Source organism: Larkinella ripae, from assembly GCF_054780775.1.
In genome coordinates, this window is the sequence record NZ_BAAGVR010000028.1 from 1,052,337 (window position 1) to 1,078,360 (window position 26,024).

18 protein-coding genes and 1 tRNA gene are annotated in these 26,024 nt (G+C 52.9%); 14 read left to right on the forward strand and 5 right to left on the reverse strand.

Features of this window, described 5'->3' with window-relative positions:
* Positions 1 to 13: 13 nt before the first annotated feature.
* Positions 14 to 358 carry a hypothetical protein gene (locus ACYVHX_RS26215; RefSeq protein WP_460674658.1) on the forward strand — a complete coding sequence of 115 codons (345 nt, stop codon included), beginning with the start codon at positions 14 to 16 and terminating at the stop codon, positions 356 to 358.
* A 306-nt stretch (positions 359 to 664) separates the two neighbouring features.
* On the opposite strand, the gene ACYVHX_RS26220 is transcribed toward ACYVHX_RS26215, so the two are convergent.
* The gene (locus tag ACYVHX_RS26220) at positions 665 to 871 is read right to left on the reverse strand and encodes a hypothetical protein (protein ID WP_460674659.1); all 207 of its coding nucleotides are present in this window, start codon (positions 869 to 871) and stop codon (positions 665 to 667) included.
* 639 nt (positions 872 to 1,510) lie between these two features.
* Positions 1,511 to 1,582, reverse strand: a tRNA-Glu gene (locus ACYVHX_RS26225).
* A gap of 189 nt (positions 1,583 to 1,771) precedes the next feature.
* Here ACYVHX_RS26225 and ACYVHX_RS26230 point away from each other — a divergent pair.
* A complete protein-coding gene (locus ACYVHX_RS26230) occupies positions 1,772 to 4,342 on the forward strand; it encodes a M14 family metallopeptidase (protein WP_460674660.1) in 2,571 nt (856 codons plus the stop codon).
* 99 nt (positions 4,343 to 4,441) lie between these two features.
* Here ACYVHX_RS26230 and ACYVHX_RS26235 read toward each other — a convergent pair whose 3' ends face one another.
* Positions 4,442 to 5,557 (reverse strand): hypothetical protein, encoded by a 1,116-nt coding sequence (locus tag ACYVHX_RS26235; protein WP_460674661.1) that lies wholly within the window; start codon positions 5,555 to 5,557, stop codon positions 4,442 to 4,444.
* 118 nt (positions 5,558 to 5,675) lie between these two features.
* Here ACYVHX_RS26235 and ACYVHX_RS26240 point away from each other — a divergent pair, with 118 nt between their 5' ends.
* Together ACYVHX_RS26240 and ACYVHX_RS26245 are read left to right on the forward strand one after the other, a co-directional pair.
* Positions 5,676 to 7,886, forward strand: a complete 2,211-nt coding sequence (locus ACYVHX_RS26240) for a carbohydrate binding family 9 domain-containing protein (protein ID WP_460674662.1) — start codon at positions 5,676 to 5,678, stop codon at positions 7,884 to 7,886.
* 65 nt (positions 7,887 to 7,951) lie between these two features.
* Positions 7,952 to 8,137 (forward strand): hypothetical protein, encoded by a 186-nt coding sequence (locus ACYVHX_RS26245; protein WP_460674663.1) that lies wholly within the window; start codon positions 7,952 to 7,954, stop codon positions 8,135 to 8,137.
* A 71-nt stretch (positions 8,138 to 8,208) separates the two neighbouring features.
* Here the strand turns inward: ACYVHX_RS26245 and dapA are convergent, their stop codons facing one another.
* Together dapA and ligA are read right to left on the reverse strand one after the other, a co-directional pair.
* Positions 8,209 to 9,105: a 4-hydroxy-tetrahydrodipicolinate synthase gene (dapA, locus tag ACYVHX_RS26250; RefSeq protein WP_460674664.1), complete on the reverse strand. Its 897-nt coding sequence runs from the start codon at positions 9,103 to 9,105 to the stop codon at positions 8,209 to 8,211.
* 91 nt (positions 9,106 to 9,196) lie between these two features.
* A complete protein-coding gene (gene ligA, locus ACYVHX_RS26255; RefSeq protein WP_460674665.1) occupies positions 9,197 to 11,257 on the reverse strand; it encodes an NAD-dependent DNA ligase LigA in 2,061 nt (686 codons plus the stop codon).
* 170 nt (positions 11,258 to 11,427) lie between these two features.
* On the opposite strand from ligA, the gene rpe reads away from it, so the two are divergent.
* From rpe to ACYVHX_RS26305, 10 genes are all read left to right on the forward strand, one after another.
* The gene (rpe, locus tag ACYVHX_RS26260) at positions 11,428 to 12,132 is read left to right on the forward strand and encodes a ribulose-phosphate 3-epimerase (protein WP_460674666.1); all 705 of its coding nucleotides are present in this window, start codon (positions 11,428 to 11,430) and stop codon (positions 12,130 to 12,132) included.
* A 40-nt stretch (positions 12,133 to 12,172) separates the two neighbouring features.
* Positions 12,173 to 13,588 carry an alpha-amylase family glycosyl hydrolase gene (locus tag ACYVHX_RS26265; RefSeq protein WP_460674667.1) on the forward strand — a complete coding sequence of 472 codons (1,416 nt, stop codon included), beginning with the start codon at positions 12,173 to 12,175 and terminating at the stop codon, positions 13,586 to 13,588.
* Positions 13,589 to 13,730: 142 nt separating this feature from the next.
* The gene (locus ACYVHX_RS26270; protein ID WP_460674668.1) at positions 13,731 to 15,776 is read left to right on the forward strand and encodes an OmpA family protein; all 2,046 of its coding nucleotides are present in this window, start codon (positions 13,731 to 13,733) and stop codon (positions 15,774 to 15,776) included.
* A gap of 52 nt (positions 15,777 to 15,828) precedes the next feature.
* Positions 15,829 to 17,625, forward strand: coding sequence for a glycosyltransferase family 39 protein (locus ACYVHX_RS26275; RefSeq protein ID WP_460674669.1), 1,797 nt, complete (start codon positions 15,829 to 15,831; stop codon positions 17,623 to 17,625).
* A gap of 2 nt (positions 17,626 to 17,627) precedes the next feature.
* On the forward strand, positions 17,628 to 18,443 hold the full coding sequence (locus ACYVHX_RS26280; protein ID WP_460674670.1) for a transketolase: 816 nt from the start codon (positions 17,628 to 17,630) through the stop codon (positions 18,441 to 18,443).
* A gap of 96 nt (positions 18,444 to 18,539) precedes the next feature.
* Entirely contained in the window at positions 18,540 to 20,537 is a 1,998-nt protein-coding gene (locus tag ACYVHX_RS26285; RefSeq protein ID WP_460674671.1) for an NAD-dependent epimerase/dehydratase family protein, read from the forward strand.
* 98 nt (positions 20,538 to 20,635) lie between these two features.
* Complete coding sequence (locus ACYVHX_RS26290; RefSeq protein WP_460674672.1) at positions 20,636 to 21,547, forward strand: transketolase family protein; 912 nt, start codon at positions 20,636 to 20,638, stop codon at positions 21,545 to 21,547.
* 62 nt (positions 21,548 to 21,609) lie between these two features.
* The gene (locus tag ACYVHX_RS26295) at positions 21,610 to 23,310 is read left to right on the forward strand and encodes a hypothetical protein (RefSeq protein WP_460674673.1); all 1,701 of its coding nucleotides are present in this window, start codon (positions 21,610 to 21,612) and stop codon (positions 23,308 to 23,310) included.
* Between the two features lie 216 nt (positions 23,311 to 23,526).
* Positions 23,527 to 24,639 (forward strand): acyltransferase family protein, encoded by a 1,113-nt coding sequence (locus ACYVHX_RS26300; RefSeq protein WP_460674674.1) that lies wholly within the window; start codon positions 23,527 to 23,529, stop codon positions 24,637 to 24,639.
* 73 nt (positions 24,640 to 24,712) lie between these two features.
* Positions 24,713 to 25,921 (forward strand): acyltransferase family protein, encoded by a 1,209-nt coding sequence (locus ACYVHX_RS26305; RefSeq protein WP_460674675.1) that lies wholly within the window; start codon positions 24,713 to 24,715, stop codon positions 25,919 to 25,921.
* Positions 25,922 to 26,024: the final 103 nt, after the last annotated feature.

Sequence of the window (26,024 nt, forward strand, 5' to 3'; positions counted from 1 at the left end):
GTTAGTGGTTCGAATGTCACTTTATGAGGATAACAATTTGCCCAACCATGCGACAATCGAAACCCGATGGTTAAAGCTGGTAAATGAGATCCAGCAGAAACACAATGTATTGATTGACCTGATCGAAAAGTTTGAGCAAAATCCAGTAATGAATCAGGTCAATGTCTTTTATCTGACCCGTTTGCAGCAACATGTCCTGGATACTCTAAATAATTTAATTGCCGAATCGCTGACGGATAGTGAATCCGTTAGTCCGGTCCAGTTTTCGGAAGAATTGCATAAAAAAGATGCCCACAGCGAAGTCCTGATTCAACTGCGGCAGCAAATTGATCTGGAACTGGATAAGCTTAGTTTGTAGAAAATACCGGGTTTCAGCCCGATGCCAATTTCTCTGTCCTCCTTTCCATTTTCTCTGTCTTATTTAACCAGCAAACCCCAACTAGTTGGGGTTTGCTATTTTGCCAGGATCAGACCCAACCCCCTTACTATCTTTTCACCCACTGGTCAGAACAAAGGTGTACTCAATTCCTGTTCGCTTGCGAAGTCCCACTTATTTCATGAGGCTACTCAAACCCAAATCAGGCTTCTTCACTTTAAACAGAAAACTCGGAATTCTTACCAATTAAGAATACGCTTAAACCAGTTTGCAGATACGGTACTCCTTTCATTTTTTAACCAGCTCGATGTGAATGCGGTCCGGATCGTAAATGGATTCTGCGTGAACATCCAGCCACTCTTCCAATTGCATACGGGCTCCTTCCTGGTCAAAAGCGTTGTAAACACGGCTTGCTAATTGAGTGCCATCCTTGGCATAAACCGTACAAATGAATTTTTTTCGGCCGGACCGGCTCGACAGGGTAAACATGTTCATGGTTCTCACGGTGATTTGGTAGCGTTAATGAACAGAGAAAAATTTAATGGGAATCGTTTTTAACAGGCGCAATGATTTTGAACACTCCCAGCTATACCGCTTTGGGAATACTCATGAATTGCAAATTACGTTTCCGTCGGTTTTGAAAGATTTACCTGATTAAACCTGAGCCAGGAAGCCCAGATCAATTTCACGTTACAAAATTAGTATACAATTGATTATCAGCATTTTAAATAAATATATGCCTAAGTATTTTAATGAATTACAAGGTAGCTTCCATACTCAGTTCATTCGCTACTTGCCATAAATGTAGCAAAAACTGCTCCAAATTACCATTGAAATTTATATAATTCCTCTTTTATTTACCATTTTCAAAATAACGGTGATCTGCTATACGCAAATATTTAGCTTCACTCAACAAGATATGCTGCTCAGTCTGGGAGTTACCAATGTGGTACCGAATCTCATTTGGTAAACGGTTCCTATAATATGGAGTATGCGAGAATAGGGCTTCACCGAATTTTCCAGTAAAATTTAAGCATTCAAACCTTCTGGAGGTCGATAGGTCCTGATCGAAAGGGGTTAAAGCAAAAAAGCGTTACAAGGAATTCCTTGCAACGCTTTATGCACAGTTGGCTGTGACCGATACGGGAATCGAACCCGTGTTTCAGCCGTGAAAGGGCCGCGTCCTAACCGCTAGACGAATCGGCCAAATCCCCATTTCAGACGCGTCAGCCGTGTTTTGCTAACCCTGATTCTGAAATCGTGGTGCAAAGATACGGGGAATATTGATTGCTGCAAATCTACCATTAAAAAAAATCGAATTTTCTTCAATTGAGCGGGTTTTGACGCTTTCGGATTATTTTTGTTGTTTGCCCGATAAATCCAATATTTGCCCGCATGAATCGACTCCTTTTCTTTGGTTTTTGTCTGTTAACGACATTTACCTCCCTTGCCCAGAATGCGTTACAACATCCAGATCAATTTCTGGGGTATACCGTCGGCAAACGCTTTTCGCCCCAACACCGGGTTTTGGCCTACGCCGAATATGTTGCTCGTCAAAATCCTACCCGTGTCAAGGTATTGCCGTATGGTACTACGTTCGAGGGGCGCCAGCTTCTGGCGGTGGTAGTAGCCTCCGAAAAAAACCTAAACCGGCTCGAAGAAATCCGGACGACCCACCTCCAACAGATCGGCCTAGGCAGTGCGGGAGGTTCTGTTTCAAAAACCGCCCCTTCGTCTCAACCACCCATCGCCTGGCTTAGTTACAATGTGCACGGCAACGAAGCGATCAGCTCCGAAGCGTTTATGCTGGTTTTATACGACCTCATGAATACTGCCAATCCGGTTTCCCAGAAAATCCTGTCGAATACGGTGGTAATTCTGGATCCCTGCCTGAATCCCGACGGTCACGACCGGTATGTAAACTGGTACAACCAGATGAGCGGAACAAGCCCCGACCCCACCCCGTTGGCCCGCGAACACAGCGAGCCCTGGCCCAGCGGGCGGTATACGCATTATCTGTTCGACCCCAACCGCGACTGGGCCTGGCAAACGCAGGAAATTACGCAGCAACGAATGGCCCTCTACCAGCAGTGGATGCCCCACCTCCACGGCGATTTTCACGAAATGGGTCCCGAAAGCCCGTATTATTTTGCCCCTTCCGCCCGGCCCTACCACGAAGATATCACGCCCTGGCAACGGCAATTCCAGCAAATTATCGGACAGTACAATACCCGGTATTTCGACCAGAACGGCTGGCTGTATTTTACCCGGGAAAGCTTTGACCTGTTCTATCCGAGCTACGGGGATACCTGGCCGACGTACAACGGCGCCATCGGAATGACCTTTGAACAGGGCGGTGGTGGCCGGGCCGGGCTCGCCTATCGGAAAAATGACGGCGATACGCTCACCCTGCGCGAACGCATCGACCACCACCACGCAGCCAGCTTTGCCACGCTCGAATCGGTTGCCGACCGGCCCGACGAAGTGGTTAAAAATTTCAACAGCTTTTTTGAAAAATCGCAGACCAATCCGGTGGGTGACTTCAAAAGTTACGTCATTAAAACCGCCAACGATGAGGGTCGGATTAAAGCTCTGCGCAAACTGCTCGATAACAACCAGATTCGCTACGGTCTGGCCGGAAAATCCCAGAAGCTGAGCGGCTTTAATTACCAGTCGCAAAAAAACGAATCCTTAACAACCGAAAATAATGATCTGGTGATCAGCGCTTACCAACCCAAATCGACTTTATTAAAAATCCTGTTTGAACCGAAATCAACGCTGGAAGATTCGGTTACCTACGACATCACCTCCTGGTGTATCCCCTATGCCTATGGCCTGAAAGCCTACGGTTTAAAAGAAAAACTGACCCCCACGGCCTACCCCGGCGCACCGGCGCTTTCGGCGACCACCTCACCCGCTTCCGGCCCCAAACCGTATGCGTATCTGATACGCTGGCAGTCGGCGCAGGACGTTCAGTTTCTGGCGGGTTTACTGAAAAATAAAGTACGGGTCCGGGTGGCCGAACGGACCTTCCGGCAGGATAATCAAAGTTTTGAGGCCGGTACCCTGATTGTGACCCGTGCCGGAAACGAACGGCTGGGCGAACGTTTTCACCAGATCATTCAGCAGGAAGCTACCAAACACGACATCCGGCTGATTCCGGCTACGACCGGTTTTGTAACGGAAGGGGCCGATTTTGGATCAGGCAGTGTGTTTTCACTTAAAAATCCTCGGGTGGCGGTGATTGCCGGCGACGTGACCTCACCAACATCTCTGGGTGAAGTCTGGCATTATTTCGACCAGGATCTCCAATATCCGTTGACCTTGATCGATGCCAATGCTTTTCCGTCGGCCTCGCTCGACGGCATCGATGTGCTGATCATGCCCCAGGGCTATAACTACGGTAAAATCCTGACGGACCGGACCTTCACCAAATTGAAAGAATGGGTCCAGGCGGGCGGAAAACTGATTGTGATGGAACGGGTCACCAGTTTTTTTGCCGACAAAGCGGATTTTGGCTTGAAACGGAAAGAGGACAAAACCGAAGCCCGGAAAGAAAGAACCGATAAAAAACCGGAAGTTGACGAAACCCTGCGCCAATATGGCGAACGCGAACGCGAAGCGGTTTCGGAAGAAACGCCGGGCAGCGTCTACCGGGTGGACCTGGATCGCACGCACCCGCTCGCCTTTGGCTACCCCAACGGCTATCATGCGCTGGTGCAAAATGTTTACGATTACGATTTTCTGAAAGACGGCTGGAACGTCGGCTATTTGCGGAAAGGCAATTACGTAGCCGGTTTTGTGGGTAAAAATGCCAAATCAAAACTCAACAATACCCTGCTGTACGGGGTGCAGGATCTGGGCCGGGGAAGCATCGTTTACATGATGGACAATCCGCTGTTCCGCGGATTCTGGTACAACGGTAAACTGCTGTTTGGCAATGCGGTTTTTATGGTGGGAAATTAGCTTTTTAGTAAAAAGGGTGGGACAAAAGTGACTAGAAAAAGGACAGACGATTACTTCTTTTAAGCGATTGTCCCACCTTTCAAATCCTACGTTCCAGGTCTAGCCGACCAGTTCGGCCATTAAGGCCAGTAATCGTTCGGCGGTTTCGGGCGTTCGGCGCCCCAGGCCACAGGAAGTGGCCACATCCACCGGTTTGCCAACGGCCGCTTCAATGCTGTGCAAGATATACTCGTTTTCGGCCAGGGTGCGGTCTTCGTGCACAAAACCGGCCACAAACCGGGTGGAGGGTGGCAATTTAATATTTTTGAGCGGCAGGTAATATCCGGAGTCCGTCGAGGGCGGCACCCGTCCTTCGGCAAATGGGTAATGAACGTAGACAAGTGTGTGTTGCGACGGCCATTCTTCCACCAGCCGGTTCGAAAATGCCACCATTTTACCGAGCGTTTTGGGATGAACCAGCGCGTGATTGTGAAAGTCGCCCAGGCATAAATGCATACCAATCTGCGCGCCGGGATTAATTTTGGACAACAAATCCTTGATCGGTTTCAGCGCCCAGCCCATCAGCGCCGTGGGCAGCATATAAGCCGCGTACAATTCGGGCGGCACTTCAATCTGAACAATCACGTCCTGGCCGGCTTCATCCAAAACCGCATTGATTTCGCGGGCGATTACGGTATTGAAGGCGTAGGTATACCGAATCCACTGGAGCTGGCTGGCAAAAGCAAATCCCATGGCAAAACCGGTGGGAACACCCAGCTGAAATTTCAAATCGGGGCGGTTTCGCTCCGTCCGCAATCGTTTAAAAACCGGGTAGCTACTCCGAAAAAAATCATCGTATCCCAGCCGGACGTGGTGCGGCATGTCGGCGGGTGAGCGGAGCGGTTTTAGTTTTTGAAACGATTCGTAACTGGCCGCCATACCGTCCTCTCCCCGAACGGGTTGTTTGACGATTTTCCAGTTCGTTTGATCGGCCGTAATTTTTTCGATGGCATACACAACCCAGGCAATGCGGTTTCCTTTCGGAAAAGCCGCCGATTTTTCCCCTACTTCGCCGTCGGGCAGGCAAAACAAGACCGGGGCCAGCGCATCCAGGGCGCGGGTCATGCATTCTTCTTCGTCTGAAAAGGGCAGACTCCCGACCAGCAGTGCCGAACGTTCAGGGGGCTGCGTGCGGGATGTATTCTCCGGCAATGGAGCGTCGGCGGGTGATTTCAAAGTAGATTAGGATAGAGTTAGGGAGCATTAAATTACAAATAATATAGTATCTTTCTTCCTAATACAGGAGCTATATTTGTTATTTCTACTCAAAAGCGCACTAAAATTATTCCTATTTGTGAAACTTCTCCCTTTTCTTTTCTTTCTGGTAGTTTGTTGCACCCCTCTTTTTGCCCAAAAGAAAAACGAAGCCTATCAATACCACATCCGGCAAACCCAGCCGACCGATCGGACACCCCACCTGAAAATCGACGGGGTGATGGACGAACAGGCCTGGCTGGAAGCCGAAACCGCCACTGATTTTTTCATGGTGCTGCCGATGGACACCAGTTTTGCCAAGCTTCGGACGGACGTAAAGATGACGTACGACCAGCAGAACCTTTACATCATCGCCATTTGCTATTACGCCCGCAACCCGGACAGTTCCTGGGCAAACCGCCCGTTCGTGCAATCACTCCGGCGCGATTGGGAGTTTGGCAAAAATGATAATTTCATTTTTTTCATGGACCCCTTCGACGACCAGACCAACGGTTTTACGTTCGGTGCCAACGCGGTGGGCGCGCAGTGGGACGGTTTGCTGTATGAAGGCGGAAAAGCCAATCTGAGCTGGGACAATAAATGGTATTCGGCGGTGAAAAATTACGAGGACCGTTACGTGTTCGAAGCCGCCATTCCGTTCAAAACCATCCGGTACAAAAAAGGCATTACGCGCTGGGGCATCAACTTCAGCCGGCAGGATTTGCGAACCACCGAAAAATCGAGCTGGGCGCCCGTTCCCCGGCAATTTCCGACGGCTTCGCTGGCGTACACTGGTTCCATCATCTGGGATCAGGCTCCTCCGCAGGTGGGTCCCAACATTTCCGTCATTCCGTACGCGCTCGGAGGCTTGACCCGCGATTATCAGAACCGAAAACCGACCGACTTTCGGGGCGATGCGGGACTCGATGCCAAAGTAGCCATTACCTCGTCGCTCAACCTGGATTTGACCGTCAATCCGGATTTTTCGCAGGTTGATGTGGATCGTCAGGTCACCAACCTCGACCGGTTTGAGTTGTTTTTTCCGGAACGACGCCAGTTTTTTCTGGAGAATGGTGATCAGTTTTCCAACTTCGGCTATGCCAACATCCGGCCGTTTTTCTCCCGCCGGATTGGACTCGGCGTTCCCATCCGGTTTGGCGCCCGGCTCAGCGGCAAACTCAACAAGGACTGGCGCATCGGTCTCATGGATATGCAAACCGGCAAGGTCGACGAAACCGGGTTACCCGCCCAGAATTTTGCGGTGGTGGCCCTCCAGCGCCGGGTTTTCTCGCGCTCGAACATTGGGGCCATTTTCATCAACAAAGAATCGCTGAATTACGAGCCGGGCGAGGTTGGAGCGGGCCGGCCGGTTTATTCGAAATACAACCGCAATCTCGGATTTGAGTATAACCTGGCCTCTTCCAACAACACATGGACCGGCAAGGCGATTGTTCTCAAATCGTTTGATCCGCAAAACGCCAACCGCAGTCTGGTTCACGCAGCCAATCTGCTGTACAGTACCCGCAAGTGGATTGTCGGCTGGCAACACGAATACGTTGGGCGGAATTACTCGGCGGAAGTGGGCTACGTGCCGCGCCGGGGCTACATTAAAATCAACCCGACCGCCAGTTACCTGATGTTTCCGAAAGGTGGTTCGGTGCTGAGTCACGGCCCGCAGATTACCTCTTTTTACATCTACAACGAATCCTTCAAACAGACGGACAATGAAACCGTGGCGATGTACCTGACCACCTTCCGGACCAAAAGTATATTCGCGGTCTGGGCGGGCAGTTCCTACATCCGGCTGCTGCAACCGTTCGATCCGACGAATACTGGTCGTGACACCCTGGGGCGGGGTACGGAACACCGCTGGAAAGCCGTGGGCGTCGATTATATTTCAAAACCGCAAAGTCTGTTTACGTACTCATTTTCAGGACGATACGGCGGCTATTACGCCAACGGAACCCGGCTGAACCTGATCACCGAATTAGGGTACCGGTTTCAGCCCTACGTGAGTCTGGCGCTCAGTGCCAACTACAACGACATCCGTCTCCCCGAACCCTTGTCGATGGCGAAGTTCTGGCTGGTTGGCCCCCGCGTCGATCTGACCATGACCAATACCTTATTTTTTACAACCTTTCTGCAATACAACGAACAGGCCCGAAACGTGAACCTCAACACCCGGTTTCAGTGGCGCTACGCTCCCGCGTCCGATCTGTTCATTGTCTACACGGATAATTACCTACCCGGCTCGCTGACGGTGAAAAACCGCGCCCTTGTCCTGAAACTAACCTATTGGTGGAATGTGTAAATAGACTTCAAAAAACAAATAAACACCGTTGGCAGTTGTTTAGGGGAACATTAACAACCAACGATATGCGTAATTTCACTCATTTCCTATACAGCCTGTCGATCGCTCTGTTTTTACTGGTTGGGATGACCAGCTGCGAATTGGTCGGCGATATTTTCAAAGCGGGAGCCTGGACCGGTGGTCTGCTGGTCATTGGCGTGATTGTGCTGGTCATCTGGGGGTTCGCCCGTTTGTTTGGCGGCCGCAGGTAGCACTTGTTTTCCGTCTTGCTTAAAAAAGCCCCGGGAAAAACCGGGGCTTTTTTAAGGAGGCAACTCGAATATTAGGCCACCAGCTCCACCAGCTTGTCGCGTTGCAGCACGGCCCGCATTCGTTCGCCCAGTTCGTCGGCTGCGGGGTAAAGCGGCAAGCGCACCTGCGAAGAAATTAGTCCCAGAATTTCCAGAATTTTCTTGATTCCCACCGGATTACCCTCTTCATACAACAGCGGGTCGATGCGCAGGAAATGCCCCAGTTCCTGCTGAGCAAACGCAAAATCACCGCGCAAAGCCGCGTGAATCATGGTCGTAAACTTCGCCGGGAACGCATTGGCAATCACCGACATAACGCCCACGCCACCAATGCTGATGATGGGAACGCCCTGAACGTCATCGCCCGAAATCAACAGAAAATCAGCCGGTTTGTCCCGCGCAATTTCCATGCACTGCTCAATGATGCAGGAGGCTTCTTTTACGCCAATAATATTCGGATGTTCGGCCAGCGTACAAATCGTTTCGGCCGATATATTGATCCCCGTCCGGGGCGGAATGTTGTACAGAATGACCGGCACCGGGCTGGCATCCGCGATGCGGCTGAAGTGCTCGATCACCCCGCGTTTGCCCGGTTTGTTGTAATACGGGCAAACCGACAGAATGGCATCAACGCCTTCAAAATCAGTGTCTTTGATCGTCGCCAGCACCTCCGGCGTTACATTACCGCCAACGCCGTATACGATCGGTAATTTCTTCGGATTGTTTTCCTTTACGTACTGAAGTAGCTGTTTCTTTTCCGATTTGGTCACCGTGGGCGATTCGCCGGTGGTACCTTGCAGCACAATATAATCGACACCGCCGTCGGTTATGTGCTGAACGACGCGGCCAAAACCGTCGAAATCAACAGTCAGGTCGTCGTTGAACGGGGTTACAATGGCGACCCCAACGCCGTGGAAACGAGCATTCATCTACTTATTTTCTGGATTAGAAGGAATATGCAAACCGAAAAGTAGGACAAAGGTACGGTTTTTCGGTATGAAACCGTATAGAGGTTGTATTTTAAACCAGTATCATGGCCTGAAATTCATCTTCTCCAATCAGCGATACGCCCATTTTCTGGGCCTTTTCAACTTTCGATGGGCCGGGACTTTCGCCCACAATCAGGAAATTGAGTTTTTTGGAAACCCCGCTCAGCAGCTTTCCGCCGTGGGCTTCAATTTCGCTTTCCAGTTCTTCCCGCGAAAAATTGGCAAACGTACCGGTGTACAGAAACGTCTTGCCGACCAGGGATTCGCCTTTCTTCTCCACCGCCACCCGGTCGGTTTCCATCTGCAAACCCGCCAGCCGCAGGCGCTCCACAAATACCTGATTATCCGAGTCGGTAAACCAGGCCACCACACTTTGGGCAATCCGGTCGCCTACTTCTGGCACCCCCAGCAGTGCCTCGTGCGAAGCCGTCCGCAGCGCGTCCATGTTGCCAAAATAGTCCGCTAATTTCTCTGCCGTGGTGTTTCCGACGTACCGGATTCCGATGGCAAACAGGACGTTGGAAAACGGCTGGGCCTTCGAGCGTTCGATGGCGTTCAGGATATTTTCGACGGATTTTTCCCGCAAACTGACCACCCGCGTCTTCCCGGTTTCTTCCGGACCGCCGGTGCGATCCGTGTACGTCTTTTCCAGCCCCAGCAATTTTTCGGTCGTCAGTTCGTAGAGGTCGGCGGGGCTGCGCACCAGACCGCGTTCGATCAGCAATTCAATTTTTCCTTCCCCTAGGCTCTCGATGTTCATCGCCCGGCGCTGGATAAAATGTTCGAATCGGGCCTGTTGCTGCGGAGGACAGCCTTTTTCGTTCGGACAATAAAAATGCGCTTCGCCCTCCTTCCGAATCAGCGGAGTCTGGCAGGCCGGACAAACCGTCGGATACACAATGGGTTGGCTGGCATCGGTGCGCTGACTTAAATCGACACCGGTTATTTTGGGAATGATCTCCCCTCCTTTTTCGATAAAAACCGTATCGTTCAGCATGACGCCCAACCGCTGAATTTCATTGGAATTGTGCAACGACGCCCGCCGGACCACGGTCCCCGCCAGCAAAACCGGCTTCAGGTTGGCAACGGGGGTCACGGCGCCGGTCCGGCCCACCTGGTACGAAACGCTGTTCAGGATCGTGCTGGCGGCCAAAGCTTTGTATTTAAAGGCAATCGCCCAGCGCGGACTTTTGGCCGTAAAGCCCAGTTCGCGCTGCTGGTCGTACCGATTGATCTTGATGACAATTCCATCCGTAGCCAGCGGCAATTCAAACCGCCGGGTTTCCCATTCGTTGATAAAGGCAAAAACCGCCTGTATGGTGGCACATTTCCGCCACGTTGGCGATACGTTAAAACCCCACTCCTTCATTGCCAGCAGGCTCTCTTCGTGAGTCTGAAACACTTCGGGCTCCGACAGAAACGAGTAGAGGTAACAATTTAGCCGCCGTTTGGCCACGGCCCCGGAATCCTGCTGTTTGAACGTGCCGGAAGCGGCATTACGCGGATTGGCCAGCAAGGCTTCACCAATGTCTTCGCGTTCGCGGTTAATGCGCTCAAATTCAGCCAGGGGCAAAAACCCCTCCCCCCGAACTTCAAACAAAGCGGGAATGGCGGACCCGTTGATTTTCAGCGGCAAAGTCCGGATCGTCCGGATATTCGGCGTAATATCGTCGCCCCGAACGCCATCCCCCCGCGTAACGCCCCGCGTCAGAATGCCATTTTCGTAGGTCAGACTCAGGGCTACACCGTCAAATTTCAGTTCGCAGATGTATTCATAAGGCGCGCCGTTCAGTCCTTTCTGAACCCGGTTGTCAAATTCGGTCAAATCGGCTTCGGAATAGGTATTCCCGAGGGAAAGCATCGGAAACCGGTGGTAAACCGTCGCAAATTCCTTGCTGATGGTGCCGCCCACCCGGTGCGTCGGCGAATCGGGCCGGCTGAATTCCGGGTGTTGCCGCTCCAGCGCCGAAAGTTCTTCCAGCAATTGGTCGAACGTAAAATCGTCGACTACCGAGACGCTGTTTTGGTAGTATTGATAATTGTATTCATTCAGCCGATCAGTTAGTTCGGCAATTCTTTCCTGTGGATTCATTCTATTTTTGACCGGTATTTACAAACGAGTTATCCAAACCCTAACGAACTGCAATCATAACAAATCCTGCTCTGACTCTAACAACAGTTCAGAAATGTTCCGACAAAAGAATTAATTTTGGTGTCACCTTTGACAGATCGGACCTATAAATTCGATAGAACGTATTTTTCATGATCCCACCTTTGATTGCTCCTTCCATACTGGCGGCTGATTTTGCGAACCTGCAACACGATGTTGAATTACTCAACCGGAGCGAAGCCGACTGGATTCATGTGGACATTATGGATGGGGTTTTTGTACCGAATATTTCGTTCGGCCTCCCGGTTTGCGAAGCCGTAAACCGCCACGCGGCCAAACCGCTGGATGTTCACCTGATGATTACCCAGCCGGAGCGCTACCTCGACGCGTTTGCCAAAGCCGGAGCGGCCCATCCGGAGCGGCCGGGTTGCCTGACCGTCCATCTGGAAGCCTGCACGCACCTCCACCGCACGCTGACCCACATCCGGGAACTGGGTTGCCGGGCCGGGGTTGCCCTCAATCCGCATTCGCCGGTGGAACTGCTCACGGATGTCCTGGACGACATCGACCTGGTTTTGATCATGTCGGTTAATCCCGGTTTTGGTGGACAATCATTTATTCCTCATACCTTGCAGAAGATTCGGAAGTTGCGCAAACTCCTGGCGAGTACGAGCCACCCGGTTTTGATTGAAGTCGATGGCGGAGTGGGCGCGGACAACGTGGCGGATTTGGTGGAGGCCGGTGCCGATGTGCTGGTGGCCGGTAGCTCGGTTTTTCGGGCCAGTGACCCTACGGAAGCCATTCGTACGTTGAAATATTTCAACCCAACACCCCGGCAGGAAACCCGGCTGGCATAAAACGGCGGTCTAGACATTCATACGAGCTTACCCATTAAGCATGCATACGAAGATAATCTGTAGTTTACTCGCGGGCGGTTTTTTCTTTTTTTCCGTACTATCCTGTACGAAAACCCCCACGGCGGGCAACGATCCGACGAATACCAGTGATTCTACCGTGGTGCAGTCAACCATTCCAACCATCGACTGGGCCAAAAATGCAACGATCTACGAAGTTAATCTGCGGCAATTTTCGGAGGAAGGTACCTTCCGGGCCGTTGAACAGCAACTCACCCGGCTAAAGGAACTGGGCGTCGATATCCTCTGGTTCATGCCGATTCATCCTATCAGCAAAGAAAACATGCAGGGATCGCTCGGCAATCCCTACGCGGTAGAAGATTACAAAGCCGTAGATTCTTCGTACGGCACGCTGGCCGATTTCAAGGCCCTCGTTAAGCAGGCCCACGATTTGGGGATGCACGTCATCCTCGACTGGGTGCCCAACCACACCGGCCGGGGGCATTCGTGGGTGAAGCTGCACCCCGACTGGTACACCAAGATCAACGGCAAACTGAGCCCGCCGATTGATGACCGGGGCAAGGTAACCGAACGACCGGACGTGGTGGACCTGGATTACAAAAACCCGCAATTACGGGCCGCCATGATCGACGCCATGCAGTTCTGGATCCGGGAATGCGATATTGACGGGTATCGCTGCGAGGTGGCCGGTTATGTGCCGGACGATTTCTGGACCGAAGCACGCCCGAAGCTCGATGCGATCAAACCGATTTTCATGCTGGCAGAGTGGGAAGACAAACCGGCGTATTTTCAGGAGTGTTTTAACATGAACTACGGCTGGAGCATGCACCAGTTGATGAAGCAGATTGCCAAAAACAAGCGGCCGGCCACGGCCATCGACTCGCTGCTGGAATACAACAAAAAGCGGTTTCCACCCTGGTATTATCAGATGCACTTTGTTCAAACGCACGACGAAAATGCCTGGACCGGAACCGCTACGGAATTGTTTGGCAATGGCGCGGATGCGTTCACGGTGCTGGCGTTCACCTTCGACGGGATGCCGCTGTTGTACAACGGCATGGAATCCAACCTGAACAAGCGGCTGAAGTTTTTCGAAAAAGATCCGATCTACTGGGGCAACTACGCAAAAACCGACTTTTTCAAAACCCTCTTGACCCTCAAACACCGCAACCGGGCTCTCTGGAACGGCCGGGCGGGTGGGCCACTCATCAAAATTCCGACCGAGAAAGACGACAAAGTGTATGCCTTCTACCGGCAGCACGAAAACGATCAGGTGGTGGTCATTGTCAACCTGAGCCCCACGCCCCAGACCATCCGCCTGAACGGCGACGGCTTTGAGGGCGTTTATACGGAAATTTTCACCCGCGAACCCGCCGAACTGCGCAACTCCCTGACCTTCGCCCTCAAACCGTGGGAATACAAGGTCTATACAAATTGAGCGTTAAGAAAGATGAGGTAGGGCGGGGTTGCCCGCACGCTGAGGAACGATGAATTGTAGCCATTTTTTTATAACTTATCACCGGCACAGGCGGCAGTGCCCTCATTCATCGTTCCTTCATTATAATTCATCGTTCAATACCATGACACGGGGAGTGCTCTTACTGCTTGGATGCCTGATTTTTGGTCAGACTGCCGCTTTGGCGCAACAGGTGCTGTGGGCGAGTTCAGTGGTCGGTTTTTCGTCGGAAGGACGCGGTGAAGCCTACACGCAGCAGTACCGCGCCAGCCAGATTCTGGGTAAACCAAACCGGCTTCCCCAGGTTGGCGACAGTCCCTGCGCCTGGTCACCGCTTTATCCCGACGGCCCAAACGACGAGTGGATCACCGTCCGGTTTTCGGAGTCGATTCCCATCCGGCAAATCGCCATCTTTCAAAGTGGCAACCCCGGCGCCATCAGCCAGGTTTTTGTCATCGATGGTTCGGGCCGCGAAACACCGGTGTATTCGGTTCTCAAAACCGCAGCCTCCGTTTCCACCTCCGAACCAGCCACCGCCCCCCTGCTGCACATTCTCCCAGCGCAGTCGGCGCTGACGGCCAACACCCTGAAAATCGTGGTCAGTCCCAACCGGGTCAAAGGTCCCAACCAGATCGACGCCATCGGGATTTCCAGCGAAACCCAACCCATCACCATCGCCATCAATGTTTCCAAGGATGCTCCCAAGGATCTGGTGAAGGAAAACCTCGGAACCCGGGTAAACTCGCGGGGACAGGAAGTCGCGCCCGTGATTTCGCCCGACGGTAAAACCCTGTATTTCACCCGCGGCCAGCACGAACGGAATACCGGCGACCCCAAAAGCCAGGATGTCTGGTATTCGACCCTCCAGCCCAACGGCGAATGGAGCAATGCCGTCAATCTGGGGCCGCCCATCAACAATGTGTCCGACAACGCCATTAGCGGAATGTCGCCCGACGGTCGAACCGTTTATTTGATCAACGTTTACAAACCCGATGGTTCAGTTACCTACGGTTTATCCAAATCGACGCTTGGTAAAAACGGCTGGTCGTTTCCGGTTGAATGCGTGATCGCCAACAACCACAACCTGCACAAAAACTCCTACACCGAGTACGCCATTGTGCCCGATGGCAAAACCATTGTGCTGTCCGTCCAACGGCGAAATTCACTGGGAAATAAGGACTTGTACGTTTCGTTTTTGCAACCTAACCAAACCTGGAGCGAACCCGTCAGCATGGGGCCGGTGCTGAATACCGCCGATTATGAGGGCGCGCCGTTTGTGGCTTCCGATTCCCGGACCCTGTATTTTACCTCAGCCGGTCATCCGGAATACGGCAACGGCGATATTTTTGTCAGCCGCCGACTCGACGACACCTGGACGCAATGGTCGGAACCCGAAAACCTCGGGCCGGTTATCAACACCACGGAATGGGACGGTTATTTCACCATTCCGGCCACCGGCGATTATGCCTACCTGAGTTCGATCCAGAATTCGATGGGTGGCGAAGACATTTTCCGGCTGAAGCTGTATCCAACCATTAAGCCCGACCCGGTTGCCATCGTGTCCGGCCAGGTCATCGATGGGTTCACCAAAAAACCGGTTTCGGCCGAGATCGTGTCAGCCAGCACCCCCGGTGACAAAGAGCAAACCCGCGTGACGTACGAACCCGAAACCGGCGATTATAAGCTGCTTTTGCCCATGCAGCATAGCTATACCCTGACCGCCAAGCGCGACGGGTATTTTCCAACAACGGAACTGCTCGACCTCAGCAAAGACAAGCGTTTCCGCGAAATCCGCAAGAACATTATCCTGATGCCGATCAAAACCGGCCAGCGCGTCATTTTGCACGAAGTGCTGTTTGAGCAGAGCAAGGCCATCCTGCTGGCCGGTTCCAATGCCGAACTCGACCGGGTGGCGCAGATGCTCAACGACTACCCGACGATGGAAATCCAGGTGGAAGGCCATACTGATAATCAGGGGGTTTGGGACCTCAACATGAAACTCTCGCAGGACCGGGTCCGGGTGGTTAAAGACTACCTGCTGGAAAAAGGAATCGCCGACGCCCGCATCCAGACCAAAGCTTGGGGACCCAGCAAACCCATCGCCAGCAACGAAACGGAGGAAAAGCGCCGGCTTAACCGAAGAGTAGAATTTACAATTCTGAAAATGTAAAGTCTCGGAAATCAGTTTAATTTTGCTCCGCAGAAACGCTTTTTCCTGGTTAATGTCCGTATCACCGCACCGTCGAACGTATTATTTACTCTTTGCCGGAATTCTCCTTCTGGCTTTTGTACTCCGAATTTACCGACTGGACACTTACGGTATTTGGTTCGATGAAAAATCCACGCTGCTGGTCAGTCAGGGGGTGGTGCTGGAGGGTTCCAATCAAAAAGACGTTTTCGACAAAGCCGACACCGCGTATTTTACTCCGCAGCAATTCTGGAAACCCAAAACCTTCGCCGATTTCATTGAAGCCAACATCAAAGGCGATATTGGCAACAGCCCGGTTTACTACGGGATCATTTGGGTCTGGATCAGGCTATTGGGTCCGGGTGATTTTTCGATCCGGTTTTTATCCGTCGTATTCAGCCTCTTAACGCTCCCCCTGCTCTACCGGTTTGTCACCCGCCACTTCAGGCTGGACCCGGATCAGGCATCCCGGCTCGCCCTGACAACCTGCTTTCTGGCCGCGATCGAACCGTATTTCGTGGCGCAAAGCCACATTGCCCGCAATTATACGATGACGTTTTTTTTCACCTTGCTGGCTACCCACCTTTTCCTGCTGATTCTGGAGAAAGACAACACGGGCAAACGGCAGTCGTCCGCGCGTCTTTATGTACTATACGGTTTTCTGGTGGCGGTTTCGCTGCTTTCGCATTACCTGGCGCTGGCGGTTTTTCTGGGGCACGGCTTATTCGCCCTGCTGTCTGTTCGCAGGCTCCGGACCTGGCTTCGACTGGCGCTTTCCGTCAGCGCGGGCGTGGGCGTCGTTTCGCTCTGGTTTATCTACGGCGGGGGAAAATACACGTTTTTTAGCCTGAACAACCAGGCGAAGCTGTACCTCAGCCTGGCCCTGACCAATCCCTATAACAACGGATTCGGGCTGATTCTGCCCGCGACGGTGCCCAATGTGTTCTGGCGCTCGCTCCCGGTTTTCAGCGATCTGGTCCTGTTTACCAACGGGCTGGCAACGGCGGTGGTCGGGTACCGGAATTTCGCGCTGGCTACGCTGATTGGCCTCATCGCAACGGTTTTACTGGTACGGTACCGCAGCCAGCGGCAACCGCCGGTTTGGGTCAAAATTGGATTTCCACTGGTATTTGCCGCCGGTTTACCGATTTACAGCATCAACCCCGCCCAGCATCTGGTGTTGTCAGCGGTGCTGCCGCTGGCTTACCTGCTTCTGTCCGCCATGCTGGAAGATGTAGACCGGCAGAATCGGCCATTGCTGGTTTTTCTGGTCATCCTGGCGCTGGTTCCCACCCTTTTCCTGCTGGTGATGGCGTTCCGGTCCGGCCATACCTACGGCATTACGCAGCGGTATTCGGGCTTTTCGTTTCCGTACGTCCTGATCCTGCTGGCGCTGATTTTGCTCAAAATTGCTTCGTTACGAAACTGGTTCCGGTTTCCACTGGCCCTCATTCTGGTGGTTCAGGCGGTTTTTGTCATCCTGCTCACCCAACGCATTTTCAACGACACCGAACCAAAGTATTCGGCAGCCCCCTTAAACCGGCTCCCAAATCCGTTCCGGGAATCGGCCCAAAAAATCAAGGCGATGTATGCCGAAGGCGATACGGTTTTGTATCCCTCGCTGCGCCGGCACGAATATTCGGAAATCGACCGGATTGGTCGTCCCTTTTCGGTCATCGACGCCCAACTCGTGAATGTTTATTTACCCAAAGACGCCACGTATTACCAGCGCATCGACACGACCGAACCGGACAAGATTGTACTGGTCAAAGGCCGGACCGGCCAGAAAATCACTATCTTTGACTTCGAAGGAATGAAATACCGGTATTAAAAATGACGTCAACAGCCACCACCACCGATATAATGACTTTCAGCGGGCAACTGCGGCTGAAAGTTCTGGAATTGTATCATCAGGCCAATGCGGGTCACATTGGATGCTCGCTGAGCTGCCTCGATCTGATGATTGCCAGCCTGATCCTCCGGAAGCAGGCCGACGATACGTTTATTCTGTCGAAAGGCCATGCCGCAGCGGCTTTGTACGTTTGCCTCAACCATTTGGGCGAAATTTCGGACGAGCAGCTGAGCACCTTCTATAAAAACGGAACCACCTTGCCCGCCCACCCCGCTCCCAACAAACACCAAGGCATTCCGTTTGCCACCGGCTCGCTCGGGCACGGTTTGCCCATCGCGGCCGGCATTGCCCACGCCAACAAATTGCAGGGAAACGATAATGCGGTTTACGTACTGATGTCCGACGGCGAAACCAATGAAGGCACCACCTGGGAAGCCGCGCATTATGCGTTGCAGCAGGGGCTGGATAACCTGACGGTGCTCATCGATAAAAATGGTTTGCAGGGATTTGGCTCTACCGCCGATGTTTTTGGGGATACGGCCGATGTAGCCAAGTGGCAGGCCATTGGTTTTGAAGTCGTGGAAGCCGACGGGCACGATGTGGAAGCGCTGATGGCCCAACTGGACACGCTGCGGCTGCAAACCAACGGCAAACCCAAAGTCATCATTGCGCACACCGTGAAAGGCAAGGGCGTTTCGTACATGGAAAACCGGCTTGAGTGGCATTATTTGCCGATGAACCCCGACCTTTACGAGCAGGCCCGCACCGATATCCAAGACCGGTATTTCACTGCGTAGTGTTGCAGACCTGCACGGATTTCAAACCCGGAGGGTTTTCAAAAACCCCTAAGTCTGAAAACCGGCCTGATTCCGATCCATACTAGTTAACCACGAATGTCTGACCAGATCCTACCATACCGGGATAAAATCCTTCAACTCAAAGGTCCCATTTTCGTATTCGGAGCCAGCGGCTTCATCGGCGCCAATCTCTTCGACCAGCTATTTCAACTTCGCAAGGATTGCTACGCCCTCACGCACGACGCTACCAAAGCCTGGCGGCTCAAACTGCTGAATGTTCCGGCCGAAAACGTCATCCACTGTGATATTTTATCTTATAAATCGGTTCAGGAAATCTTTGACCGCTACAAGCCCCAAACCATTTTCAACCTGGCGGCTTATGGGGCCTACAGCAAGCAGAAAAACGTCAACCTGACGTACGAAACCAACGTTAACGGCACGGTTAATATTCTGGAAAACTGCACGCCCGAAACGGTTTACATTCACGCCGGCAGCAGTTCGGAGTACGGTTTTAACTGCACCGCTCCCAAAGAAACCGACCGCGTCGAACCCAACAGCCACTACGCGGTTTCGAAGGTTTCGGCGGCTTACATGCTCGAATTTTACGCCCGCGTTCACGGCCTGAAAACCCTGAACCTGCGGCTGTATTCAATCTACGGCGGCTGGGAAGAACCCGACCGCCTGATTCCACGGTTGGTGGAAGAAGCCCGGAAAAACACCCTGCCCCCGCTGGTGTCGCCCGACATCAGCCGCGACTTTGTTTACATCGACGATTGCGTGGAAGCTTTCGTTGATGCGGCTTTAAAAGTCGACAAAACCATCAGCGGGCGCTCCTACAACGTGGCTACGGGGCAGAAAACCACCATGCGTGAACTGGTCGACGAAACCCGCCAGACGTTTGGGCTGTCGGTCGAGCCCGTTTGGGGCAGCATGGGAAACCGGCAGTGGGACCTGAGCGACTGGTACGGCGATCCGGCTGCGGCCCAGACCGACCTCGGCTGGCAAGCCCGCACGCCCCTGGGCGAAGGACTCCGAAAAACCGCCAACTGGCAGGTGCAGCAACAGTATGCCGAGCGTGTGCTTCCGGCCTTTGCCAACCCCACCCTCAACCCGGTTCTGACGGCCATCATTGCCTGTTACAAGGATGCGCAGGCCATTCCGTTCATGTACGAACGGCTGGTCAAAACATTCAACGAACTGAAGGTCCGTTACGAAATTATTTTTGTTAACGACAATTCACCGGACAACCAGGAGGAAGTCATCGACGCCATTTGTGCCAACGATCCGAACGTGATCGGCATCACGCACTCCCGTAATTTCGGGTCGCAGTCGGCCTTTTTGAGCGGCATGGAAATCTCGACGGGTGACGCGGTGGTGCTGATGGACGGCGACTTGCAGGACCCGCCCGAAATCATTCCGAAGTTTTACGAAAAGTGGCAGCAGGGCTTCGACGTCACCTACGGCGTTCGGGTGCAGCGCGAGATGCCGCCCCACGTGCACTTCTTCTACCGGACGTTCTACCGGCTGTTCAAGAAAATGTCGTACATCAACATTCCGGTCGATGCGGGTGATTTTTCGATGATCGACCAGAAAGTGGTGCGCGAACTGGTGGCCCTGCCCGAAACCGAGCAGTTCCTGCGGGGTCTGCGGGCCTGGGTGGGTTTCAAACAAACCGGCGTCGATTACGTCCGGCCCGAACGGATGTTTGGCGTTTCGACCAACAACTGGACCAAGAATATCTGGTGGGCCAAGAAAGCGATCTTCTCGTTTAGTTTCGCCCCGCTGGAAGCCATGTCCTACGCTGGTTTTATTCTGACGGGCCTTTCGCTGCTGGGCATTGTCTGGCAGATCCTTGCCAAGTTCCTGATTTTCCCCAACACACCCGCCGGTTTATCGACGGTCATTGTGCTGGTCATGTTGTTTGGTGGAATCAACCTGCTCGGCATTTCGTTTTTGGGTGAGTACATCAGCAAGATTTTTGAGGAAACGAAAAAACGGCCCAAATTCATCCGGACGAAGGTTCGGAAAGGCGGACAACTGTATAAAACCGCATCCGAAATCCGGGCGCTGGTGGAAGCCAGAAAGACAAAATGAGGTTGAAAGATACGGTTTTTTTGACCTGAAAAATAACGTTGGGAATACCGCTGATTTTAACGTCAAAACCGCACCTTAAAAACCGCAAATTCACACACATGCGTAAAGAATTTTCAGCCGCCATTGAGCGCATTGCCGCGAATGACGAGCAAATTATCTTCATCACGGGCGATCTGGGTTACAATGCCCTCGAACCTGTAGCCACCATCATGGGACCGCGTTTCATCAACGCAGGTGTGGCCGAACAGAACATGGTCGGTGTGGCTGCGGGCATGGCTTACAAAGGCTATAAAGTATTCTGTTACAGCATCGCGCCGTTTGCGGTGTACCGCTGTCTGGAACAGTTCCGCAACGACGTATGCCTGCACAATCTGCCGGTTTTTATGGTGGGCAACGGCGGAGGCTACGGCTACGGCATCATGGGCTCCACCCACCACGCCATCGAAGACCTGGCCTGTCTGAGCGGATTGCAAAACGTCAAAACCTGGATTCCGGCCTTTGCCGACGAACTGGATTCCGTGGTTGACTCCATCGTGGCCGAGGGCCGACCCGCCTATTTGCGACTTGGCGCCGGACCGAAAACGCCCGAAGGCAGCGAAACCGCCGGTTCGTTCAAGAAAGTAGTCAGCAGCGAAAACCCGAAAGGAACCGTCGTCGCCCTGGGTCCGGTGGCGGCCAATGTGCTCAAAGCCCTCCAGACGTCCGACGCCCTGGGCAACCAGTTTGATGTGTACACCGCCCTGAACCTGCCGCTCGATCTGCCCGCCGGTTTGGGCCGGCAGTGGGCCGAAACCCAGAACCTGCTCATTGTTGAAGAGCACGTCAGCATCGGCGGACTGGCCCAGCAGCTTTCCGTTAAACTGCTCGAAAACGGTTTGTCGTTCCGGCAGTTTGTCAGCCTTTCGGCGCAGGGGTATCCCGATGGCTTGTACGGCGACCAGAGCTACCACCAGCAGCAATCCGGTTTGGACGCGGCAAACATTCAGGAAAAACTGGCGGCTTTTTTGTAAGACGCCAGTTTCAGGCTTTCCCTGAAAGTATTTGAGTTAACCCGAATTTATTGAAGAGTCGAATGGACTCAAAAACGCAATCCTTTTCAGCGACCGAAATTCGCCCCCGGCCCACTTCCCGACTCCATGCGGTTTGGGGGAGTCTGGTGCTGGCCCTGCCGGCTTTCCTGTACGGCTGGATTTTTAGCCGCTATGCGATCAACATTCCGAAATACGACGACCATGCCCTGAAGGCGTTTCTGCTCAATCTGGACAAGGCCGATTCGGTCCGTGATGCCATATACGAATTCTTTCGACAGCACAACGAACACCGTATCGTCTACGACCGGCTGATTGCCTGGCTCGATTTCCACCTGACCGGCAAACTGAATTTCGTGCACCTGATGGTGGTCGGTAATCTGAGTCTGGTGCTGCTGCTGGCGGTTTTTGTCCGGGCGTTGCGGCAGGTAAAGGCGCCGGTCTGGATGGCGCTGCCCGTTTCGCTGCTGCTGTTCAACCTTTCGCACTGGGAAAATATGTTCTGGGGCATGGCGGCCCTGCAAAATTTTACTGTGGTGGCGCTGTCCGTTGCCACGTTCTACGAGCTTTCGTTTAAAAACCGGGTGGGCTGGCTGGCGATTGCGCTGGCGGTGGCCGCTACAATCACGAGTGGGAACGGTTTGCTAATCTGGCCGGTGGGTCTGGTTCTAATTTTTCTGCGCCAGGATTATGCGGGTGTGGTGCGCTGGCTACTGGCTACCGCGATTACCTTCCGGCTGTATTTTCTGGGTTACGAAAAACCGGAAGGCAACCCGCCCGACCGGGGTTCGCTGCTCGACTGGGGGCAGGGTTGGTGGCTCTTCAACGGGGCTGCGGGCGAGGCTTTCCCGGTTCAGAATTTTCTGCTGAGCTGTCTGATTCTGGGCGGTGTAATGGTTGTGGTGACGGCCGTGATCGGTTTTTCGTCGCTGGGACAGCGATTTCGCGGAAAACCCCTCAGCAGCTGGCAACTGTTCTTTCTGGGTGGGGCCGCGTTTGTAGTCGGAACCGGGTTAACGGTGGCGTTCAACCGCGTGGGTTTCGGCATGGGAACCCTCACCACGAGTCGGTACAAAATCTATTCGCTGACCTTACTGGCCTTTCTGTTCAGTTACGGAATTGCCCAAACCGGCCCAAAACGGCGCTGGCTGATCACGGGGCTGGCTACGGTTTTCAGTTTGGCCATCGCTTTTTTTTCGTACAGCACGTACCTGGACAAAACCGTCTTTCAGCGTCAGTTTGAAACGACTTACCAATTCAATTTCACCTACACGACCAACTCGACAACACCTGCCATTGATTCCATTACCCAGCGGTACGTCAGCAATGCCCCGGCTTTTTACGACAATCACCTGCCCGCATTGCTAACCGATCTGCGGCCCGGTTCTCCCCTGCTGCTGAATTCGGTTTACCAAACCGGATCGATGTTTACCGTAGTTCAATTCACGCAGCCGCCCCTGGGTTTGCGCGACGAAGGAAGTTACCTGATGGCGCGCTCGGCCCAACGAACGTATCTGTTTCCGGTGAAACAAAACCGGAGTCGCAGCCCCCGGGGCTGGTTCTGGCCGCTTCGCGTTTTTTCGCCCGGGTTTGTGGCCGAAATTCCGGAGATGGAACTCGAACGGGGCCGGTATCAACTCTTTATGGTGATGGTTGAGTCGGATCAATCCCTGGAAATTCACCCCACCGGCCAGCGGATTTTCGCTTCGGGCGTTCGGTATAAACGCCCAAAATCAAACTGGTAGGGGTTCCGCCTAAGCTTCTTGATTTGTTATTTCAACCGTCGAGATTCGACATTCACCAGGTGATATTTTCCATTCTTCGCTTCGACAATCACCATTTGAATATTTTGATACACAAAGAGGAAAGTAATCTGGTTTCGTTTGGTCCCTGGATGAGTTTGAGTCGGTTTAATAGCGAATATCCAATGGTGAATGTCGAATAACAAGGTGAATATGGGCATGAAAAACTACTTCGGACAACTGGACGGCCTGCGGTTTGTGGCGGTTTCGCTGGTCATGGTCGATCACTGGCTGAGCGATCAGATTGTGGTGCCGATTGGTTATTTCGGCGTTAACCTGTTCTTTGTCTTAAGCGGTTTTTTGATCACCCGGATTCTCATTACCAGCAAACAACGCGATGAACAGCTGAATCGCTCACCCGGTTTTTCGCTGCGGCAGTTCTACATCCGGCGCAGTCTGCGGATTTTCCCGGTCTACTACCTGACCATTTTCGTCCTGGCGGGGATCGGTTACTCCGCCGTTCGCGAGCACCTGGGCTGGTTTCTGACCTACACCCCCAACATCTGGATGATGCTCCACCACACCTGGTTCGGGGCCGTCGATCACCTCTGGTCGCTGGCGGTCGAGGAGCAATATTACCTGTTTTCCCCGTTTCTGATCCTGTTTACGCCCTTCCGGTTTCTGCCGCACTTGCTCATCGGCCTCATCGGTTTTTCGGTTTCACTCCGGATAGGCCTGTTTGCCGCCGGGACTTCCTGGATGGTCCAGTTCATGCTGATGCCCACCTGCCTCGACGCCTTCGGGTTGGGCGGGGTGCTGGCGTATCTGATGGTTTTCCGGCGCGAGCAGTTTGAGCGGGTGGCCGGCAACCCGGTTTTGCTGGGCATCAGCTTCGCCCTATACGCCCAGAACCTCTACCTGATGACGGTGACAACGCCCGCGCGCAACGTGTTTACGGACATTACCGACCGGTTTTTTACTTCCTTTTTCTGCTTTTTCATCATCGGAAAAGGTGTCATCGGCTACGCGGGAATTACCCGGCGGTTTCTCGAGCATCCCATCAGCAATTACCTCGGCCGGATCAGCTACGGATTGTATCTTTTTCATAATCTGGTTTTTAATTTTTACCACACGCTCCCTGATTTCATCACCGTTCGGGCCTGGAACCGCCTGCTCCGCGAACTGCCCGTCCTCACTTCCTTTGGCCTGGAAAGCATTGCCAAAGTGCTGTTTTTCTACGCGATTACGGTTGTTATTGCCACGGTATCCTGGTTTTTGCTCGAAAAACCATTCAACGACCTGAAAGATCGCTTCGCTTACAGCCGTTCCTGAACAATTCGGGCATTAGCTGGCAAATCTGGGGGCTTATTTGTACTTTTGGCACTTTCCATCAAGCTATTCACACGTGGACGCAGGGCAATTGGGTTGGTTCAAAAAAGAATCGAAAGAGACCGTTTCACCGACCACTCCAACCGGAGCAACGGAACACCCGCCCCTTTCCGGTTCCAAACCGGCCGCGACCATTTCGTACCTGACGCAGTTGGATGGCGTGCGGTTCATCGCCGTGGCGCTGGTGCTCTACGATCACTGGATGGCCGAGCGGAACAGTCTGCCGCTGGGGCCGCTGGGGGTTACCATTTTCTTTGTCCTGAGCGGTTTTCTGATTACCCGGATTTTGCTCAGCAGCAAGGAAAAGCTGGCCGACCGGCCCGATGGCCTGAGTTTTTACCTCAAGACGTTTTACATTCGGCGGACCATTCGAATCTTTCCATTATACTATTTTTCGCTGTTTCTCCTGTTTATATTCAACGTGCCGCCGGTTCGCGAAAAACTGGCCTGGTGCGTTCTCTACGCAACCAACATTTACATTGCCTATTACCAGCAGTGGCTCGGCGTCATCGACCATTTCTGGTCGCTGGCGGTCGAGGAGCAAGTTTACCTGATTTTTCCGCTGCTGCTGTTTTTCGTTCCGCGCAAACACGTTCCGTTGACGATGTGGCTGCTGATTGCCGGTAGTGTCCTGTTTCGGTATTACCTGTACGAACAGCAGTATTCGTGGGTGGTGGCCTACGTTTTCACCCCCGCCTGTCTGGATTCGTTCGGTTTGGGAGCGCTGCTGGCGTATCTATGGCTGTATCGAAAAGAGTGGATTGAGCGAATGTTTGCCAGTTCGGCCGGGGTTGTTGCCAGCCTGGCTGTTTATGTGGCGCTGGTCGTGCTTTCCAAAACGTACACGGAACCCCATAACGTGGTTTCGGAAGTCTGGGATCGCCTGGCCGGTTCCGTACTCGGTTTTTTTCTGATCGGTCGGGCCGCCGTCGGTTTCAAAGGCTGGATGCGCTGGTTTCTGGAAAATCCGGTGAGCCGGTATCTGGGGCAAATCAGTTACGGTTTGTATATTTTTCACAACCTGGTCTACAACTACTACCATACGCCCCCCAGCCACCCCACGATCCGGATCTGGAATAAGCTGGCAACGTTCGTACCGGGCATCGACGACTTCTTTGTCTTAAAATTTTTCTATTTTGTTCTGCTCACGGTTTTCGTGGCTTCGCTGTCGTGGTTTCTGCTCGAAAAACCGATCAATGCCCTGAAAGACCGGTTTTCGTACTGATGAAATCATAAAGGACCGATTGAATGGCCATTCCCTAAATGTTCGGTGGTGTGCAGCACAATATATATGTCCTATTTCCCTATCTTTGTTTCCATTAACCATC

Coding starts and splice junctions, on each gene's coding strand:
- ACYVHX_RS26215 (WP_460674658.1), top strand. CDS start 14: ATGTCACTTTATGAGGATAACAATTTGCCCAACCATGCGACAATCGAA.
- ACYVHX_RS26220 (WP_460674659.1), bottom strand. CDS start 871: ATGAACATGTTTACCCTGTCGAGCCGGTCCGGCCGAAAAAAATTCATT.
- ACYVHX_RS26230 (WP_460674660.1), top strand. CDS start 1,772: ATGAATCGACTCCTTTTCTTTGGTTTTTGTCTGTTAACGACATTTACC.
- ACYVHX_RS26245 (WP_460674663.1), top strand. CDS start 7,952: ATGCGTAATTTCACTCATTTCCTATACAGCCTGTCGATCGCTCTGTTT.
- dapA (WP_460674664.1), bottom strand. CDS start 9,105: ATGAATGCTCGTTTCCACGGCGTTGGGGTCGCCATTGTAACCCCGTTC.
- ligA (WP_460674665.1), bottom strand. CDS start 11,257: ATGAATCCACAGGAAAGAATTGCCGAACTAACTGATCGGCTGAATGAA.
- rpe (WP_460674666.1), top strand. CDS start 11,428: ATGATCCCACCTTTGATTGCTCCTTCCATACTGGCGGCTGATTTTGCG.
- ACYVHX_RS26265 (WP_460674667.1), top strand. CDS start 12,173: ATGCATACGAAGATAATCTGTAGTTTACTCGCGGGCGGTTTTTTCTTT.
- ACYVHX_RS26270 (WP_460674668.1), top strand. CDS start 13,731: ATGACACGGGGAGTGCTCTTACTGCTTGGATGCCTGATTTTTGGTCAG.
- ACYVHX_RS26275 (WP_460674669.1), top strand. CDS start 15,829: ATGTCCGTATCACCGCACCGTCGAACGTATTATTTACTCTTTGCCGGA.
- ACYVHX_RS26280 (WP_460674670.1), top strand. CDS start 17,628: ATGACGTCAACAGCCACCACCACCGATATAATGACTTTCAGCGGGCAA.
- ACYVHX_RS26285 (WP_460674671.1), top strand. CDS start 18,540: ATGTCTGACCAGATCCTACCATACCGGGATAAAATCCTTCAACTCAAA.
- ACYVHX_RS26290 (WP_460674672.1), top strand. CDS start 20,636: ATGCGTAAAGAATTTTCAGCCGCCATTGAGCGCATTGCCGCGAATGAC.
- ACYVHX_RS26295 (WP_460674673.1), top strand. CDS start 21,610: ATGGACTCAAAAACGCAATCCTTTTCAGCGACCGAAATTCGCCCCCGG.
- ACYVHX_RS26300 (WP_460674674.1), top strand. CDS start 23,527: ATGAAAAACTACTTCGGACAACTGGACGGCCTGCGGTTTGTGGCGGTT.